Genomic DNA, 16,662 nt, shown 5'->3' on the forward strand with positions numbered 1-16,662 from the left:
TAACCAGTGTAATCCATATTCTTGTCCTCATTCTGTAAACTGCACGAAGGATTATCATTATTTCTTGGAGGGAAACAAAATGAAAAAAGCATGGTTGGCACTAGTATTCGGTTCAGCATTATTCTTGGCTGCATGCGGCGGTGGAGATGAAGAAGCGACAAATACGAACAATGAAACAGAAAACACAACAACAGAAAACGAAACAACAAATGAAGGAACATCAGGTGAAACTGCAGCTGCAGAAGGAGAAGCGCTTGTTCGGGAAACATGCGCAACTTGCCATGGCGGGAACTTGCAAGGGATGGGCAATACGCCAAGTTTAGCGGACGTGGGAAGCCGTCTTTCTGAAGAAGAAATCCATGATGTGATTGTAAATGGACGTGGCGGCATGCCTGGCGGATTGCTGCAAGGCGAAGAAGCTGAAGCAGCTGCTGCATGGTTGGCGCAACAAAAATAATGATTCGTTTCAAAGACAAAGCCGGGATCGGAACGGCTTTGTCTTTTTTATTTGGTTAGGCAATGGAGTAGAGCAGTTTGAATGGGGCAAGATTTCTGTACAGGATGCGATGTCCTGGCGATAAAGTGGGGATTGAGCGAGTTTGCAGGAGAACGTTCGATTAGGGAATGGGAATAGTTTTTAGGAAAACACTCGATTAGAGAAAATCTAAAGAGATGTTTAGAGATAGATAGCAGGAATACATTCAATTAGAGAATTCTAAAGTCTTGTTTGATGAAGGTTTCTATGTTCTAAACGCCGATTTAGAGTCACTACATGTTCAAACGGTCGAATAGCCGCGTTCAAAACGCCCATTTAGAGTCACTACATGTCCAAACGGTCGAATAGCCGCGTTCAAAACGCCGATTAAGAGTTACTACATTTCCAAACGGTCGAATAGCCACCATCAAAATGCCGTTACAAAGCAAGCCCAAGCGAAACCGGTCCAATAAATACGTACGTCTAAAATCCCACTTCAAGCCACACCAGTACAACAGCAAAAATTTAAAAGCAAACTCAAAGATCCCAAATAGAAAAAACCAACCCAATCTTTCGGAAATAGATTAATTTAAATACAAACTTTCTGGTACATGCTAAAATAAGGACTATATGCTAGCAAACTTAATAGCAAAGGCAGGGACGATAAACCAGTGATTCAAGTAACGACAAAAGAAATGCAAGAAAAATTCAACTTAACGTTAGTAAGTGGACACGAAGGAATTGGCCGATATATTACAACGAGCGATATTTCCAGACCTGGCCTTGAGATGGCTGGCTATTTTACGCATTACCCGGCAAAACGCGTGCAATTGATCGGCAAGACGGAATTGTCCTTTTTTGAGATGCTTCCAACCGAATTAAAAAAAGAACGAATGCTGAAACTTTGTTCACAGGATACACCTGCGATTGTTGTTTCAAGGGAGATGCCCGTCCCGGAAGAGCTAATCCATGCATCCAACCAAAATGATGTTCCGGTATTAACGACTTCGATGAAAACGACGCAATTTTCAAGCAGGCTAACGAATTACCTTGAGAGTAAACTGGCACCCACAGCGGCAGTTCATGGCGTACTCGTGGATGTCTATGGAATTGGCGTGCTCATTATAGGGAAAAGCGGCGTAGGGAAAAGTGAAACTGCGCTTGAGCTCATTAAAAAGGGCCATCGCTTGGTTGCGGATGATTCGGTAGAAATTCGACAAGAGGCCGAAGATTTAATTATTGGAAGCCCGCCCCCTCTATTGGAACATTTGCTGGAAATCCGGGGAATCGGGATCATTGATATTATGACCTTATTTGGAGCCAGCGCCATTCGCCCCTATAAGCGTATTACCCTGATTATTGAGCTGGAAAACTGGGATCCCGAAAAAGCTTACGATCGTTTAGGGTTGGATGAAGAAAAAATGAGAATCATCGATACCGATATTACAAAATTAACGATTCCTGTCCAGCCAGGCCGAAATGTATCGGTTATTATCGAAGTAGCCGCCATGAATTACCGCCTGAAGAAAATGGGGATTAATACGGCACAAGAATTTTCGAGAAGATTGGATGAAGTGATTGCTATCCAAGATGAAATTGATGATTACTAGCACTAAGTATTGAGAGGGGCTTTTTAATGCAATATACATTACTTGCCATTGACCCTATTGCCTTTTCGATAGGGATTCTAGATGTAAGATGGTATGGTCTGCTGATTGCCTTCGGTATTGTATTGGCATATATCGTGGGTCAACGAGAGGCCGTGAAACGAGGATTGCCGGAAGATTTCCTGGCAGATTTGCTGATTTGGGCGATTCCGATTTCGATTGCTTCTGCCCGCATTTACTATGTGGCCATGAAGTGGGACTATTATGGCGCCCATCCGGAGAAAATCATCCAGATTTGGAATGGCGGCATTGCGATTCATGGTGCATTGATCGGAGCTGTGATTACCGCCTATATTTTCTGCAAAAAGAAAAATGTTAGTTTCCTGAAGGTTGCGGACATCGCGGCACCAAGTATTCTGATTGGCCAAATTATTGGCCGCTGGGGCAACTTTATGAACCAGGAGGCTTTCGGTGGGCCGGTATCGCGCGAATATTTGGAAAGTTTGATGCTTCCAAACTGGATTATTGAACAAATGTATATTGAGGAACTCGCTACATATGTACATCCAACCTTCTTATATGAATCCGTTTGGAATTTTATTGGATTGATTATTTTGCTTGCTTTAAGAAGAGTGAACCTGCATCGCGGGGAAATCTTCTTCAGCTATATGATTTGGTACTCCATTGGCCGTTTCTTTATCGAAGGCATGAGAACGGACAGCTTATATTTGATTGGGGAATTGCGTTCGGCTCAAGTTGTATCCATATTGGCAATTGTAATTGCGGTAACGGCCATTGTTTATAGAAGACTAAAGGTCCGACCAATCGTTCGATATTTGGATGAAGAGAAAGTTGATCAGAAGAAAAAGAATCAAACAAGCAAGAAAAAGTAATAAGCGATTTATAAGGAGATGCACAGCCTGATGAAAGCACTACTTTTTGATTTTGATGGAACATTGCTCGATACAAATGAGTTGATCATTCAAACATTTATGCATGTACTGGAAGAAAGATTTCCTGGGCAATATTCGCCAAAAGATTGCATAAACTTTATTGGTCCGTCATTATATGAAACATTTGAACAATTAACCCCTGATGAAGTGGAAGATATGGTAGAGAAATATCGACTATGGAATCAAACGCACCATGATGAATTAGTAACCGAGTTTGATGGTGTGGTTCCTACTTTGGAGCAATTAAAAGAACAAGGCATTCGAATGGCGATTGTGTCCACAAAAAGAAGGGATACAATTGAAAAAGGTCTGAATCTTATGGGAGCAAAACATCTCTTTGAATTCTGGATTGGGTTGGATGATGTAAAGAACGTGAAACCTCATCCGGAGCCTGTTCTTTTGGCCATCGAGAAATTGGGGGTCGAGAAAGAAGATGTGATGATGATTGGAGATAATTATCATGATATCGAAGCAGGGAAAAACGCAGGAGTGAAATCTGCCGGTGTTGCTTGGTCCCTTAAAGGTGAAGAGTTTTTAATGCAATATAATCCGGACTACATGCTGCAGCATATTTCCGACTTATTAACGATTGTGAAGGAGTCATAGGCATATGAGAAAAACGGAGCGATATTCAGTCCAAGGTGGAAACTCATTATGGAATGTATATAAAACAGTGTCATTCTGGAAGGTGATGAAATGCTTTATTTTCATTCAAATAGGGCGTATTACACCTTTTATGAGTTTGAAAAATTGGATTTATCGTACGTTTTTGCATATGAAAATCGGTGAAAGAACTTCCCTTGCCCTGATGGTCATGCCGGACACGATGTTTCCTGAAAGAATTTCAATAGGGAATAATACAATCATCGGGTTCAATACCACTATATTGGCTCACGAATATTTAATTGAAGAATATCGGTTGGGTGATGTGAAAATTGGCAGCGAGGTCATGATCGGGGCGAATACCACAATCTTGCCGGGTGTCGAAATAGGTGATGGCGCCATCGTTTCTGCGGCAACCTTGGTCCACAAGGATGTTCCTGCAGGATCTATGGTGGGCGGAAATCCTATGCGCATTATTTACACTGCCGAGCAGATGGCCGAAAGAAGAAAACAATAACAAAGAATCCAGAAGCCGCGAAGGGCTTTTGGATTCTTTTTTTATGTTTTTATAGCAAAATTAAGGGATAATATGAAATAGTCATAATCTTATGAACCAATCTAATTGACGAATTGGTTTATATTCGATAAAATACTTTCATATATTAATTCTCTAATTCTCTAGCGCACTAAAGTAAAATTGGTAGGATGTGGTATGATGTCATCGATAAAAATGTTTGAAAAGCCATTAGGAATGCGTGATACATTCCCGATTCCATATGAAAAAACAGAGGAAGTACGTCAAACAGGACGTGATTTCTTGCGTTCGCGCGGATTTGATTTTATTCAAACGCCAAGCTTGGAGTATTTCGATACCGTTGGAAAGGCATCTGCAATTTATGATGCTTCCTTATTTAAACTAGTAGATAGCCAAGGAAATACTTTAGTGCTGCGTCCTGATATGACGACGCCAATTGCACGTGTGGCTACATCTAAATTATTGAAAGAAAAAATTCCATTGCGCCTGGCGTATTTTGCGAATGTTTTCCGCGCCCAGCAAACGGAAGGCGGACGCCCTGCTGAATTTGGCCAAATGGGGATTGAAATCATCGGCGACAAAAGTGTCTATGCAGATGCAGAAGTCATCGTTACGGCCGTTCATTTAATCCAAGCTTTTGGCATTGATTCTTTCAAGATTACAATTGGACATGCAGGCGTGCTGAATTGTATTTTAAGAGATTACACCGACAGCAAGGATCAAGAAGATACATTAAGAAGTTTACTGGTGAAACGCAATTACGTTGGCTTTGAAGAGGCCGTAGAATCGTTTGATTTACCAAAAACAAAATCGGACGCATTGCTGCAATTCATTAGCGAAGCAACAAATTTCGCTTCCATCACTGACATTGAAAAATATGTTCGGAAAAACAATGAACTTGATTATATGCAGCAATTGTTAGAGTTGATCGATACAGCCGGGTTGTCAGAGTATGTGGCACTGGACTTTACTTTATCCAGCCATATGAATTACTACACAGGCATGTTGTTTGAAGTGTTTGCAGATGGCAGCGGCTTTGCATTGGGTAACGGCGGACGATACGATGGCTTATTGAAGCATTTTGGCAGCGAAGTGGGTGCAACCGGCTTTGGCCTGCGTGTGGACCGGCTGCTGGAAGTGATTCCTTCCAAACCATCTGCTGCACAAACAGTGGCCGTGCTATTTGAAGATGAAGCTTTCTCGAAAGCTTTACAAACGGCAAATGCTTTAAGAGAAGAAGGGAAACGGGTTACGTTGCAGTCGCAAAAAGGTTTGGTGAATGTAGAGGCATTCACGAATCACTTTGACGAAGTTGTTACTGTCAGTCAGGAGGATTTAGCAAAATGAGTCATTTAACGATTGCCATGCCAAAAGGGCGAATTTTTGAAGAAGCCTACCAGATGCTGATCGAGGCGGGCTTTAACTTGCCGGAAGAAGTGGAAATGTCCCGCAAGTTGATGATTGATATTCCTGAAGAAGATCTTCGTTTTATCTTGGCAAAACCGATGGATGTTCCGGTGTATGTGGAACATGGTGTTGCCGATATCGGGATTGCCGGAAAAGATACATTATTGGAACTGCGCCGCAATGTACATGAGTTATTGGATTTGAAAATTAGCCAATGCTATATTGCATCTGCCGGGTTGCCAAACACAACAATGAATGAAATCGCCCCACGCATTGCAACAAAATATCCAAATATCGCAATGAATTATTATAAAGAGCTTGGCGAGCAAGTGGAAATCATTGAATTGAATGGATCGATTGAGCTTGCGCCAATGATCGGACTGGCGGATCGCATTGTGGACATTGTCTCCACCGGAAGAACGCTGAAAGAAAACGGATTAGTGGAGTATGAGCATATTACCGATGTTTCTTCGCGACTCATTGCCAACCCTGTTAGCTATCGGATGAAAAGTGCGCGAATTCAGGAACTTGTGTCGCGTCTGAAAAAAATTGTTGGTTAGAAAGAAGGGCTATAAATGAATATTACAAAATTAACGAATGCGGTATCACTGAAACGGCAGCTTGAAGGCGGCAATGAAGAACAGTTGAAAACCGTCCGTCAAGTTCTGCAGGATGTTCGTGAAAACGGCAACGCTGCCCTTCGTAAATATAGCGAAATGTGGGACGGCATTTCACTGGATTCTTTTCGCGTAACACCTGAAGAAATCGAAGCAGCCGTACAAAACTTTGATCCTCAGTTAAAAGTGGATTTAGAAGAAGCCGCTGCGAATATTCGTTATTATCATGAAGCTCAAAAACGCGACGACTATAAGCTTCCATTGGATAATGGCTCTTGGCTTGCTCAACGCATCATTCCTTTGGATGCGGTCGGTTTGTACGTTCCGGGCGGGTTGGCGGCGTACCCATCATCCGTCTTGATGAACGTGATTCCGGCCCAAGTAGCGGGAGTAGAACGAATCGTCATTACATCGCCTGCAGGAAGAGATGGAAAGCTGCCGGATGCTGTCCTGGTTGCCGCATCGATATTAGGGGTAGACGAGATTTATAAAGTTGGTGGAGCCCAGGCAATTGCGGCCCTTGCTTACGGAACGGAAAGCATTGCACCGGTGGATAAAATAACGGGACCGGGAAATATCTTTGTTGCTTTGGCGAAACGGGAAGTATTTGGCGAGGTAGCCATCGATATGATTGCGGGCCCTAGTGAAATTGCCGTGCTGGCCGACGAGACGGCATATGCCGATGAAGTAGCGGCCGATTTGCTGTCACAAGCAGAGCACGATGCATTAGCTTGCGCGGTGCTGATTACAACGAGCGAAAGATTGGCGCAGGACGTTGCACTAGAAGTGGAAAAACAATTAAGTGAATTGCCAAAAGAAGGGATTGCCCGAAAATCGATTGAAAACTTCGGACAAATTTATGTGGCAGAAAACATGGAACAAGCAATTGATGCAGTTAACTCGCTTGCTCCGGAACATTTGGAAATTGTCACTACCAACGCAGAAGAAGATGCATTAAAAGTTCGCCACGCAGGAGCAATCTTCATCGGACGTTACAGCTCGGAACCGGTGGGCGATTATTTTGCAGGAACCAATCACGTACTTCCTACGAATAGTACGGCACGCTTTGCAAGCGGTTTGAATGTGGATGACTTTATCAAAAAAACAAATGTCGTTTATTATACTGAAAAAACTTGGGAAGAGAATGCACCGAAAATCGCCCGTCTTGCAAGAATGGAAGGGCTGGAAGGCCACGCACGAGCAGTAGAATCCCGAGGTTGGACTAAAGGAGATAAATAATATGACAGAATTAAAAAAGAGAGTTGCCAAAATCGAACGAAATACGAATGAAACCAAAATTGCCATCGAGATTGAGTTGGATGGGGAAGGCAAGGCGGAGGTCAATACGGGTGTTCCATTTATGGATCATATGCTGGACCTTTTCATGAAGCATGGCCTGTTTAACGGGAAAATCATTGCAGATGGAGATACGCATATCGATGACCACCACACAACCGAAGATATCGGCATCGTGTTGGGGCAGGCAATCCGCGAAGCGCTTGGCGACAAGAAAGGCATCAAACGCTATGGGAACGCTTTTGTTCCAATGGATGATGCGTTGGCACAAGTTGTTGTGGATTGTTCAAACCGCCCGCACCTGGAATATCGAGTGGAGCCAGCATTAAAAGAAAAAGCGGGAACATTCGATACGGAACTTTTGCATGAGTTTTTATGGAAATTTGCTTTGGAGGCCCGCATGAATGTACATGTAATCGTTCCTTATGGCCACAACACGCATCACATTATTGAAGCAATCTTTAAAGCATTGGCAAGAGCAATTGATGATGCGGTACAGATTGACCCTCGAGTAAAAGGTGTACCATCAACGAAAGGGCTGTTAACATGAAAATAGGGGTAATCGATTATGGCATGGGCAATTTATTCAGCGTAGAACAGGCATTGAAACGTCTGGATTGCGAGGTGGTTGTCTCTTCGGATTCCGAAGAACTGGCAGCAACCGATGCACTGATCCTCCCTGGCGTTGGGGCTTTCCCTGATGCCATGAAACGATTGGCTGAAACAGAGCTGGACCAATTGATCCGTCAACAAGTAGAAGCGCGCAAACCGTTATTGGGCATTTGCCTTGGGATGCAGCTGTTGTTTGAAGAAAGCGAGGAAGTGGCCCCTACAAAAGGATTCGGCTTTTTCAAAGGTAAAATTTCTCGTTTTTCCGGTAAAACTGCCACAGGTGAAGCCTACCGCGTTCCGCATATGGGCTGGAATACATTAGAGTTTCACAGTTTGCCTGAATGGCTGCAAGGCGAAGTGATGCCGGAAAGCAAGTTTGTTTATTTTGTGCATTCCTTTTATGCCGCTGGGGTGAAACGCGAACAGCTAGTGGCAAGTGCGGAATACTTTGATGCGGAAGTACCGGGAGTAGTACAATCCGGAAATGTTTGCGGGATGCAGTTCCATCCTGAAAAGTCGGGGGAATTTGGCGTCTTCCTGCTTGAGCAATGGCTGAAAGGAGTCGGGAAATAACATGCTGACAAAACGAATTATTCCTTGTTTGGATGTAAAAGAAGGCCGAGTTGTCAAAGGGGTGCAATTTGTTGAACTCCGGGATGCCGGCGATCCAGTGGAACTGGCCAAGTTTTATGATGAGCAAGGAGCCGATGAATTAGTATTTCTGGATATTTCGGCTTCCCACGAAGGCCGTGAGACGATGGTGGATGTGGTGCGTCAAACTGCGTCAACACTTGCGATTCCATTTACGGTAGGAGGCGGAATCCGGACGTTGGAAGATATGAAACGCATTTTGCGCGCTGGTGCAGATAAAGTATCCGTCAATACGTCTGCATTGGAGCGTCCCGAACTAATAAAAGAAGGTTCCGATTTCTTTGGTTCACAGTGTATCGTTGTAGCAATCGATGCCAGATTCTCCGAAGAAGATGGCACTTGGATGGTCTATACGCATGGGGGACGCAATAAAACAAAATGGCAAGCTGTCGAGTGGGCGAAGGAAGCAGTCCGTCTTGGGGCAGGCGAAATTCTGCTGACAAGCATGAATCAAGATGGCGAAAAAACCGGGTTTGATCTTGAGCTAACAAAAGCGGTCCGGGATGCAGTAACCGTACCGGTCATTGCCAGCGGAGGGGCCGGAAACGCGGAACATTTCGTAGAAGTATTGCAAGAAGTAGATGCGGATGCAGCACTGGCAGCATCGATTTTCCACTATAAAGAAACGAGCGTGGCGGAAGTAAAATCCGTATTGCGCGAAAGAGGAGTGTGTGTCAGATGATAGAAGGTTTAAAGTTCGATGATAAAGGGTTAATCACGGCGGTGGTTCAAGATGCACAGTCAAAAGAAATTTTAACGGTTGCTTATATGAACGAAGAATCATTAAATAAAACCATTGAAACAGGAGAGACTTGGTTTTACTCCCGTTCCAGACAAGAACTTTGGCATAAAGGCGCAACAAGCGGAAATACGCAAAAGGTGGTTTCCATCAAAGCGGATTGTGACCAAGATGCGCTGGTTGTGGAAGTAGTGCCGGCTGGTCCAGCTTGTCATAACGGTACAACGTCTTGCTTTACTGACGTGCTTTTGCAAAATGAAAAAGTTGGTTCCGTGGACGTTCTTCCACAATTGGCCGAGATAATTCGCAAGCGTGAAGTGGATATGCCTGAAGGTGCTTACACTACATATTTATTTGAAAAAGGAATCGATAAAATTTGTAAAAAAGTCGGCGAAGAAGCAACGGAGGTTGTTATCGGAGCGAAAAATCGCGATGCCGAGGAAGTGAAATGGGAAGCAGCGGATTTGATCTACCATCTGTTGGTGCTTCTTCAAGAGCAAAAAATTGATGTTTATGACGTACTGAAGGTACTTAAAACCCGTCATGAGGAAAAACGTGCAAGTACCAAAAATAATCAATAATTTAACATTAACATAATACTAAATGAATGACGTTGAAAAAAATTATGTTATAATGTAACTAACTGTCCAAGGAACGTATTCTGCGTTCCTTTTGCTTTGTTTTTGGAGACTTTTTAATGCAATAAGAACGATGTCCAGCTGCGAACGCCAGCTCCTCGACAACTTCGGCGCTGCCTAAAAGGGCAAAGAGCGCCCTTTTTTTCAGCCCCTCCAGTTGTTGTCGGAGCTAAACGGGCGTTCTCCGCTTTTCTATGTGTAACAAATATAGTTCGGAGGATGAACTTTGGAAAAACAACGTCAGAAAGAAAAACAAAATAATGTTGTCTCGTTTATTCCAAACGGTGACTATTACTTTCATAAAGCGCTGAAAGCCATTGACAAGGATCAAATGGATAAGGCTTATAAATATATGAAACGGGCTGCTGAACTAAGTCCGGATGATGCCCATGTGCTGATGCAATTTGGCATCTTGGAAATGGAAGCCCAAAATTTCGAGAAAGCATATGAATTGCTCCATACCGCTTACAGTTTAGATCCAAGTGAACCTGAACACGTCTTTTTCTTAGCGGAAATTTCAGGTTGTATCGGGATGAACCGGGATGCCAAAAAATACGCCGAAATGTATCTGAAAATGGAGCCCGATGGCATGTATGTGGAGGAAGCAGAAGATATCCTGGATTTTGTTCAATTCGAGGAAGATGAAATCGAGCCATTTGATGAGGACGATTCGGAAAAATTAATTGTACAGGAAAAAGCTAGACGCTATATGGAAGGCGGTCAATTCGATCAAGCCATTGAAGTGCTGGAACAATTAATTGAACAATATCCCGATTTATGGCCTGCTTACAACAATCTGGCGTTAGCCTATTTTTATGTGGGAGATGCAGAGCAAGCAAGAGCATTGCTGCATCATGTTCTACGGGAAAACCTGGGCAATTTGCATGCGCTCTGTAATTTAGCTGTGATTGCATACTATGAAAAAGAGGATCAAGAGCTTAATAATCTCGTTGAAACACTGAAGAAGATTAATCCTTTCGATTGGGAAAATCGCTACAAGCTGGGAGCAACACTAGCTTTAATCGGGGAATACGAAACATCCTATAAATGGCTGCAAAGCATGAAGCGCAAAGGATATGGAGGCGACGCAGGCTTCTATTTCTGGCTGGCGCAAGCTGCGTATTTTAGCGGCCATCCTGAAGAAGGAAAACAAGCTTGGAAAATCCTTGTGGAAATCGATCCTTCTAAAGAGGGGCTGCAGCCATGGCTGAATGCAGCAGAAGAACATGCCGAAGAATCTTTGGAAAGCAACCGGGAGTTTATTATTGAGAAAATCAGCAGCGAATATAGCACGCATCGCATGTTCGGCTTCTTTTTGCTAAGCAAGTCTGCTTATAAGCAAGAAATTGTTGCACATCCTAAACTGATTGATCTTTCGAAATATAGCGGAATCGAAAAACTTTGTTTGGCGTATGCTCTTCAACATCGATTCAATGACCGCAACCCGTTTGAAAAAAACTTTGTCCGCTCGATGGAAGTGGCGGAAGAATTATATAGAAGCACTTCGAGTATTACGCTGGAAGGCCAATATCTGTTCCAAATGTGGTTTGTATTAAGCGAAAGGGCATTAAAAGATGACTATCCTTTTAAAAATATGAAAGCCCTGGCTGCGGCAGTGGAGTATATGTTCTTTTCTACCATTAATAGCAACAAGGTGACAAAGAAACACTATGCACAAAAATACAACATTTCCGTTGCGACTTTAACAAAGTATATCGAAGAGTTAATGGGCTATCTTCCATTTGATTAGTAGGCAAACTATTTGAAGTTCCTTATTGAATGACCTAGGATAAATATAGAAGACAAAAGAGTTTTACTATTTTTAATTGTATAGAAGCGAAAAATCGCTTTAGATTAGGGGGCTTTTAACGTGGCTGAAGAAAAAATTTATGATGTGTTAATAATTGGAGCGGGTCCTGCAGGAATGACAGCGGCAGTTTATACTTCACGCGGCAGTTTGTCAACATTGATGCTGGAGCGCGGAATTCCCGGTGGTCAAATGGCCAACACGGAGGAAGTGGAAAACTATCCTGGATTTGAAACAATTTTGGGTCCTGAACTTTCGACGAAAATGTATGAACATGCCAAAAAATTCGGTGCGGAATATGCCTATGGCGATGTGTCCGAGATTATTGATGGCGAAGAATATAAAACGGTCAAAGCCGGTTCAAAAGAATATAAAGCACGTTCCATTATCATTTCAACGGGTGCCGAGTACAAAAAAATGGGCATTCCGGGCGAAAAAGAACTTGGCGGACGCGGCGTAAGTTATTGTGCAGTATGTGATGGCGCGTTCTTCAAACAAAAGAACTTGATTGTTGTCGGTGGTGGAGACTCAGCGGTAGAAGAAGGGGTTTATTTAACTCGTTTCGCTGATAAAGTAACAATTGTGCACCGCCGCGATCAGTTGCGTGCTCAAAAAATTCTTCAGGATCGTGCGTTTGCGAACGAAAAAGTCGATTTCATCTGGAATCACACATTAAAGGAAATTAACGAAAAAGACGGTAAAGTGGGCAGTGTAACGCTAGTATCGACGGTGGATGGAAGCGAACAAGAATTCCCAGCGGACGGAGTATTTATCTACATTGGCATGGTTCCATTAACGGCGCCGTTTAAAGACTTGGGCATTCTAAATGAACAGGGCTATGTTGTAACGAACGAAAAAATGGAAACATCCGTGCCAGGAATTTTTGCTGCAGGAGATGTGCGTGATAAAATGCTTCGCCAAATTGTTACGGCAACTGGCGATGGAAGTATCGCAGCACAAACTGCCCAACATTATGTTGAAGAATTAAAAGAAAAAGTCAGCAATAAGTAATAAGGTGAAGGAGTATCATCTCCCCCTTTAAATCGTTGCTTCCATTAAAAAAGTGGAAGCAACTTTTTTTGGCGTATAGTGGTATATTCAGTAAAGTTGCGATATCAACTCGACCTTTTTTGGTCGAGTTGTATTTTTTCCGCTATTTATGAATCCCCACGGTTTTTGAAACGTATAGTTTAGTTAAGACATTTATTTTTCGGTCCAATAAAATCCATACTCCCAATGGCGCGAATATTCATTCTGTAAGGTATAATAGGGATAGTAGAAGTAACAAAGAACTTGAGGTGGTTGTCATGCAACGTATAGCGAATTTGTTAGCAATTCAAGATGGGAAGGTCTTGCTTTTGAGAAAGCCAAGAAGAGGCTGGTATGTTGCTCCGGGAGGAAAGATGGAAAGTGGAGAATCCATCTATGAAGCAGCTGTCAGGGAATTTAAAGAGGAAACGAATGTGAGTCCCATCAATCCGCGTTTAAAGGGTGTTTATACCGTTGTTATTAAAGAAGGGGAAAATGTCGTAGATGAGTGGATGCTTTACACCTTTGTAGCAGATGGTGTAGAGGGAAAACCATACAAGGAAAACAGGGAAGGAACCCTGGACTGGCACCCTCTTGACGAGCTGCATATACTTCCAATGGCAGAAGGAGATCGAGATAATTTACTATTCGCTTCATCAAAAGAAGGAATTCAATATGGCACATTTATCTATACAAAGGAGTTTGAACTTTTGGATCAACAGTTTCAAACGTCCGAATAATATAAAAAGAGGGTGAAATCTATGCGTAATATTCAAGAAAATACACATGAAATCGTTATTATCACAGGGATGTCCGGAGCTGGAAAAACAGTAGCCGTTCAAAGTTTCGAAGATTTAGGGTATTACTGCATTGATAATTTACCCCCTGCGCTGCTTACAACATTCCTGGCGCTAATGAAAGAATCGGAACGTAACATTACCCGGATTGCTGCCGTGATGGACATGCGTGGCAGGGAATTTTTCGAATCGCTTATTGATGCCCTGGACGTATTGGAAAAAGAGGCATATGTTAATACACGTGTATTATTTTTGGATGCCGAAAATGAAACGCTGGTTCGACGCTATAAAGAAAGCCGTCGATCGCACCCATTGGCCCCGCAAGGATTGCCGCTCGAAGGTATTCTGAAAGAACGGGAAATGCTGGGCGAACTAAAAGGGCGGGCAAAATTCGTTTACAACACGTCCCATATGAAACCGAAAGAACTTCGCGAGCGTATTGGAAGTGAGTTTTCGAGTTCGAGCAGTCCGAAGTTTTCGGTCAATGTGATGTCCTTTGGGTACAAAAACGGCATACCGATTGACGCTGACCTCGTTTTTGATGTTCGTTTTCTAAACAATCCGTATTATGTAGAAGAATTGCGGCCAAAAACCGGTCTCCAGGAAGAAGTATCCTCCTATGTATTAGCTCTCGAGGAAACGCAAACTTTGATTCAGAAATTAACGGATTTATTCCAATTTATGATTCCGCAATATATCAATGAAGGAAAATCGCAATTGGTGATTGCATTTGGCTGTACGGGTGGGCAACACCGTTCTGTCACACTGGCCGAGTTTTTCGGGAAGCTATTTAGCGAACGTTACCAAACGGCCATTACGCATCGAGATATCAACCGCAGAAAGGATTGACGGAATGAAAAAAAAGAACACGAATATTGTAGTCATCGGAGGGGGAACTGGCCTTTCTACGATGTTGCGTGGACTAAAGAATCATCCTTTTAATATTACTGCAATCGTTACAGTAGCTGATGACGGAGGTTCTTCAGGCCGACTTCGGGATGACTATGATATTCCGCCACCCGGTGATATTCGAAATGTGATTGCTGCGCTATCGGATACTGAACCGCTAGTTGAGCAAATGTTTCAATATCGCTTTTCGCAATCCGTTGAACTGGGCGGCCATTCATTAGGAAATTTAATGCTTACTGCACTGACTGATATTACAGGCGATTTTAGCCATGCAATCGCGGAAATGAGCAAAGTATTAAAGGTCCATGGAAAAGTGATCCCAGCGACAAATTTAAGGATTGCACTTCATGCGGAATTGGTGGATGGAACCATTATTGAAGGAGAATCCAAAATTCCGGCTGCCGGGCAGCCCATCAAACGGGTATTTTTGGTACCTGGAGATGTGAAACCGCTTCCTGAGGCCATTCGGGCGATTGAGAAAGCGGATTTTATCCTTGTTGGACCAGGAAGCTTATATACAAGCATCATTCCGAACTTGCTGGTCAAGGAAATCGGGACGGCATTAGTCAATGCCAAAGCTAAAAGAATTTATATTTGCAATCTGATGACACAAAAAGGCGAAACATTAAATTATCGGGCTACGCATCATGTGCAGGCCATTTACGACCATGTTGGAGAGCCTTGTTTGGATGCCATTTTGGTGAATAATGTAGATTTGCCATTATCCATCAAAGAAAATTACAAGGAAGAAAATGCAGAGCCTGTGCTTTTTGATATAGAAAAACTAGAGGATATGGGTCTGGAAGTGATCAAAAAAGAAATTGCCGCGATTCAATCCGGTGTTGTTCGCCATGAGTCAAACAAAATTGCCCAATGGCTCAGCGAGTATACGCTAACTTCCTTGTCCTAAACAAAATAACGCGGAGGTTCACTTTGTGTTATGATAGGCTTCATACATAGTTGCGAGAGGGGTGAAAAGATGTCATTTGCTTCCGAAACAAAAAAGGAACTAACACAAATTGAATCAGATGATCAATGTTTAAAGGCGGAGGTTTCTGCACTCATTCGTATGAATGGAACATTATCATTTACAAATAGACAGTTAAGTTTGGATGTACAAACCGAAAATGCAGCAATTGCGAGAAGGCTGTATACGATTATTAAAAAGTTATATCCATATAATGTAGAGTTGTTAGTTCGAAAAAAAATGCGCCTGAAAAAGAATAATGTGTATATTTGCCGTATTCGGGAAGGTGCTCGCGAACTATTAACTGACTTGGATATTCTTTCGGAAGATTTTCAATTAAATCATTCCATCTCGAACTCCTTATTAAACAACAGAAACCAGAGACGTGCTTATTTGCGCGGTGCATTTTTAGCAGGTGGCTCTGTAAACAACCCTGAAACGTCAGCTTACCATCTCGAAATATATTCGCTTTATAAAGAACATGGTGAAGCATTATCCGATTTGATGAATAAATTTAATCTTAATGCCAAAACAATCGAACGCAAAAAGGGATTTGTTACGTATTTAAAAGAAGCAGAAAAAATTTCCGACTTCCTGGGAATCGTCGGCGCGGTTTCTGCCATGCTAAAATTTGAGGATGTAAGAATTTTGCGGGATATGCGGAATAGTGTAAATCGGATTGTCAACTGCGAAACCGCCAATTTAAACAAAACGATCGGCGCAGCCATTCGCCAAGTGGAAAATATCCGATTTATTGATAACACCATCGGGCTCGATCAATTGCCTGATAAGCTAAAAGAAATCGCCAGACTTCGAGTGGAATATCAAGATGTGACTTTGAAGGAACTGGGAGAAATGGTTTCCACGGGAACGGTCAGCAAATCCGGAGTAAACCACCGATTACGCAAAATCGATGAAATTGCAGAAGCGTTAAGACGAGGCGAAAAAATCAATTAGCAAAATTTTACACAAGTTTTATAAAATTGTAGGAATCTATCATTGTTCTTTTCATACAATTTA

At 42.6% G+C, this 16,662-nt stretch carries 18 protein-coding genes; all 18 read left to right on the forward strand.

What is annotated here, in order from left to right; translation table 11 throughout:
- Positions 1-79 precede the first annotated feature (79 nt).
- The 18 genes from cccB (at position 80) to whiA (ending at position 16,599) form a co-directional block, all read left to right on the forward strand.
- Positions 80-457, forward strand: coding sequence for a cytochrome c551 (gene cccB / locus D1B33_RS09515; RefSeq protein ID WP_118876156.1), 378 nt, complete (start codon positions 80-82; stop codon positions 455-457).
- A 689-nt stretch (positions 458-1,146) separates the two neighbouring features.
- Complete coding sequence (gene hprK, locus D1B33_RS09520; RefSeq protein WP_118876157.1) at positions 1,147-2,085, forward strand: HPr(Ser) kinase/phosphatase; 939 nt, start codon at positions 1,147-1,149, stop codon at positions 2,083-2,085.
- A 26-nt stretch (positions 2,086-2,111) separates the two neighbouring features.
- On the forward strand, positions 2,112-2,975 hold the full coding sequence (lgt, locus tag D1B33_RS09525; RefSeq protein ID WP_118876158.1) for a prolipoprotein diacylglyceryl transferase: 864 nt from the start codon (positions 2,112-2,114) through the stop codon (positions 2,973-2,975).
- A 30-nt stretch (positions 2,976-3,005) separates the two neighbouring features.
- Positions 3,006-3,641 carry a pyrophosphatase PpaX gene (ppaX, locus tag D1B33_RS09530; RefSeq protein ID WP_118876159.1) on the forward strand — a complete coding sequence of 212 codons (636 nt, stop codon included), beginning with the start codon at positions 3,006-3,008 and terminating at the stop codon, positions 3,639-3,641.
- 4 nt (positions 3,642-3,645) lie between these two features.
- Positions 3,646-4,155, forward strand: coding sequence for an acyltransferase (locus tag D1B33_RS09535; RefSeq protein WP_118876160.1), 510 nt, complete (start codon positions 3,646-3,648; stop codon positions 4,153-4,155).
- 198 nt (positions 4,156-4,353) lie between these two features.
- Positions 4,354-5,520, forward strand: a complete 1,167-nt coding sequence (locus tag D1B33_RS09540) for an ATP phosphoribosyltransferase regulatory subunit (RefSeq protein ID WP_118876161.1) — start codon at positions 4,354-4,356, stop codon at positions 5,518-5,520.
- Entirely contained in the window at positions 5,517-6,140 is a 624-nt protein-coding gene (hisG, locus tag D1B33_RS09545) for an ATP phosphoribosyltransferase (protein WP_118876162.1), read from the forward strand. The genes D1B33_RS09540 and hisG overlap by 4 nt, the downstream gene beginning before the upstream one ends.
- A gap of 15 nt (positions 6,141-6,155) precedes the next feature.
- Entirely contained in the window at positions 6,156-7,436 is a 1,281-nt protein-coding gene (gene hisD, locus D1B33_RS09550) for a histidinol dehydrogenase (protein WP_118876163.1), read from the forward strand.
- A gap of 1 nt (position 7,437) precedes the next feature.
- A complete protein-coding gene (gene hisB / locus D1B33_RS09555; protein ID WP_118876164.1) occupies positions 7,438-8,043 on the forward strand; it encodes an imidazoleglycerol-phosphate dehydratase HisB in 606 nt (201 codons plus the stop codon).
- Positions 8,040-8,678 carry an imidazole glycerol phosphate synthase subunit HisH gene (gene hisH / locus D1B33_RS09560; protein ID WP_118876165.1) on the forward strand — a complete coding sequence of 213 codons (639 nt, stop codon included), beginning with the start codon at positions 8,040-8,042 and terminating at the stop codon, positions 8,676-8,678. Before hisB ends, hisH begins: the two co-directional genes overlap by 4 nt.
- 1 nt (position 8,679) lies before the next feature.
- Positions 8,680-9,438 carry an imidazole glycerol phosphate synthase subunit HisF gene (gene hisF / locus D1B33_RS09565; protein WP_118876166.1) on the forward strand — a complete coding sequence of 253 codons (759 nt, stop codon included), beginning with the start codon at positions 8,680-8,682 and terminating at the stop codon, positions 9,436-9,438.
- Entirely contained in the window at positions 9,435-10,076 is a 642-nt protein-coding gene (hisIE, locus tag D1B33_RS09570; protein WP_118876167.1) for a bifunctional phosphoribosyl-AMP cyclohydrolase/phosphoribosyl-ATP diphosphatase HisIE, read from the forward strand. Before hisF ends, hisIE begins: the two co-directional genes overlap by 4 nt.
- Positions 10,077-10,359: 283 nt before the next feature.
- Positions 10,360-11,883, forward strand: a complete 1,524-nt coding sequence (locus D1B33_RS09575) for a tetratricopeptide repeat protein (RefSeq protein ID WP_118876168.1) — start codon at positions 10,360-10,362, stop codon at positions 11,881-11,883.
- A 120-nt stretch (positions 11,884-12,003) separates the two neighbouring features.
- Positions 12,004-12,951 (forward strand): thioredoxin-disulfide reductase, encoded by a 948-nt coding sequence (gene trxB / locus D1B33_RS09580; protein WP_118876169.1) that lies wholly within the window; start codon positions 12,004-12,006, stop codon positions 12,949-12,951.
- Positions 12,952-13,247: 296 nt separating this feature from the next.
- Positions 13,248-13,709 carry an NUDIX hydrolase gene (locus D1B33_RS09585; RefSeq protein ID WP_118876170.1) on the forward strand — a complete coding sequence of 154 codons (462 nt, stop codon included), beginning with the start codon at positions 13,248-13,250 and terminating at the stop codon, positions 13,707-13,709.
- Between the two features lie 21 nt (positions 13,710-13,730).
- Positions 13,731-14,615, forward strand: a complete 885-nt coding sequence (gene rapZ / locus D1B33_RS09590; RefSeq protein WP_118876171.1) for an RNase adapter RapZ — start codon at positions 13,731-13,733, stop codon at positions 14,613-14,615.
- A 4-nt stretch (positions 14,616-14,619) separates the two neighbouring features.
- Complete coding sequence (locus D1B33_RS09595) at positions 14,620-15,585, forward strand: gluconeogenesis factor YvcK family protein (protein ID WP_118876172.1); 966 nt, start codon at positions 14,620-14,622, stop codon at positions 15,583-15,585.
- Positions 15,586-15,654: 69 nt separating this feature from the next.
- On the forward strand, positions 15,655-16,599 hold the full coding sequence (gene whiA / locus D1B33_RS09600) for a DNA-binding protein WhiA (protein WP_118876173.1): 945 nt from the start codon (positions 15,655-15,657) through the stop codon (positions 16,597-16,599).
- Positions 16,600-16,662 lie beyond the last annotated feature (63 nt).

Origin of the sequence: Ureibacillus yapensis (assembly GCF_003515775.1) — a bacterium.
Taxonomy (GTDB): Bacteria; Bacillota; Bacilli; order Bacillales_A; family Planococcaceae; genus Ureibacillus; species Ureibacillus yapensis.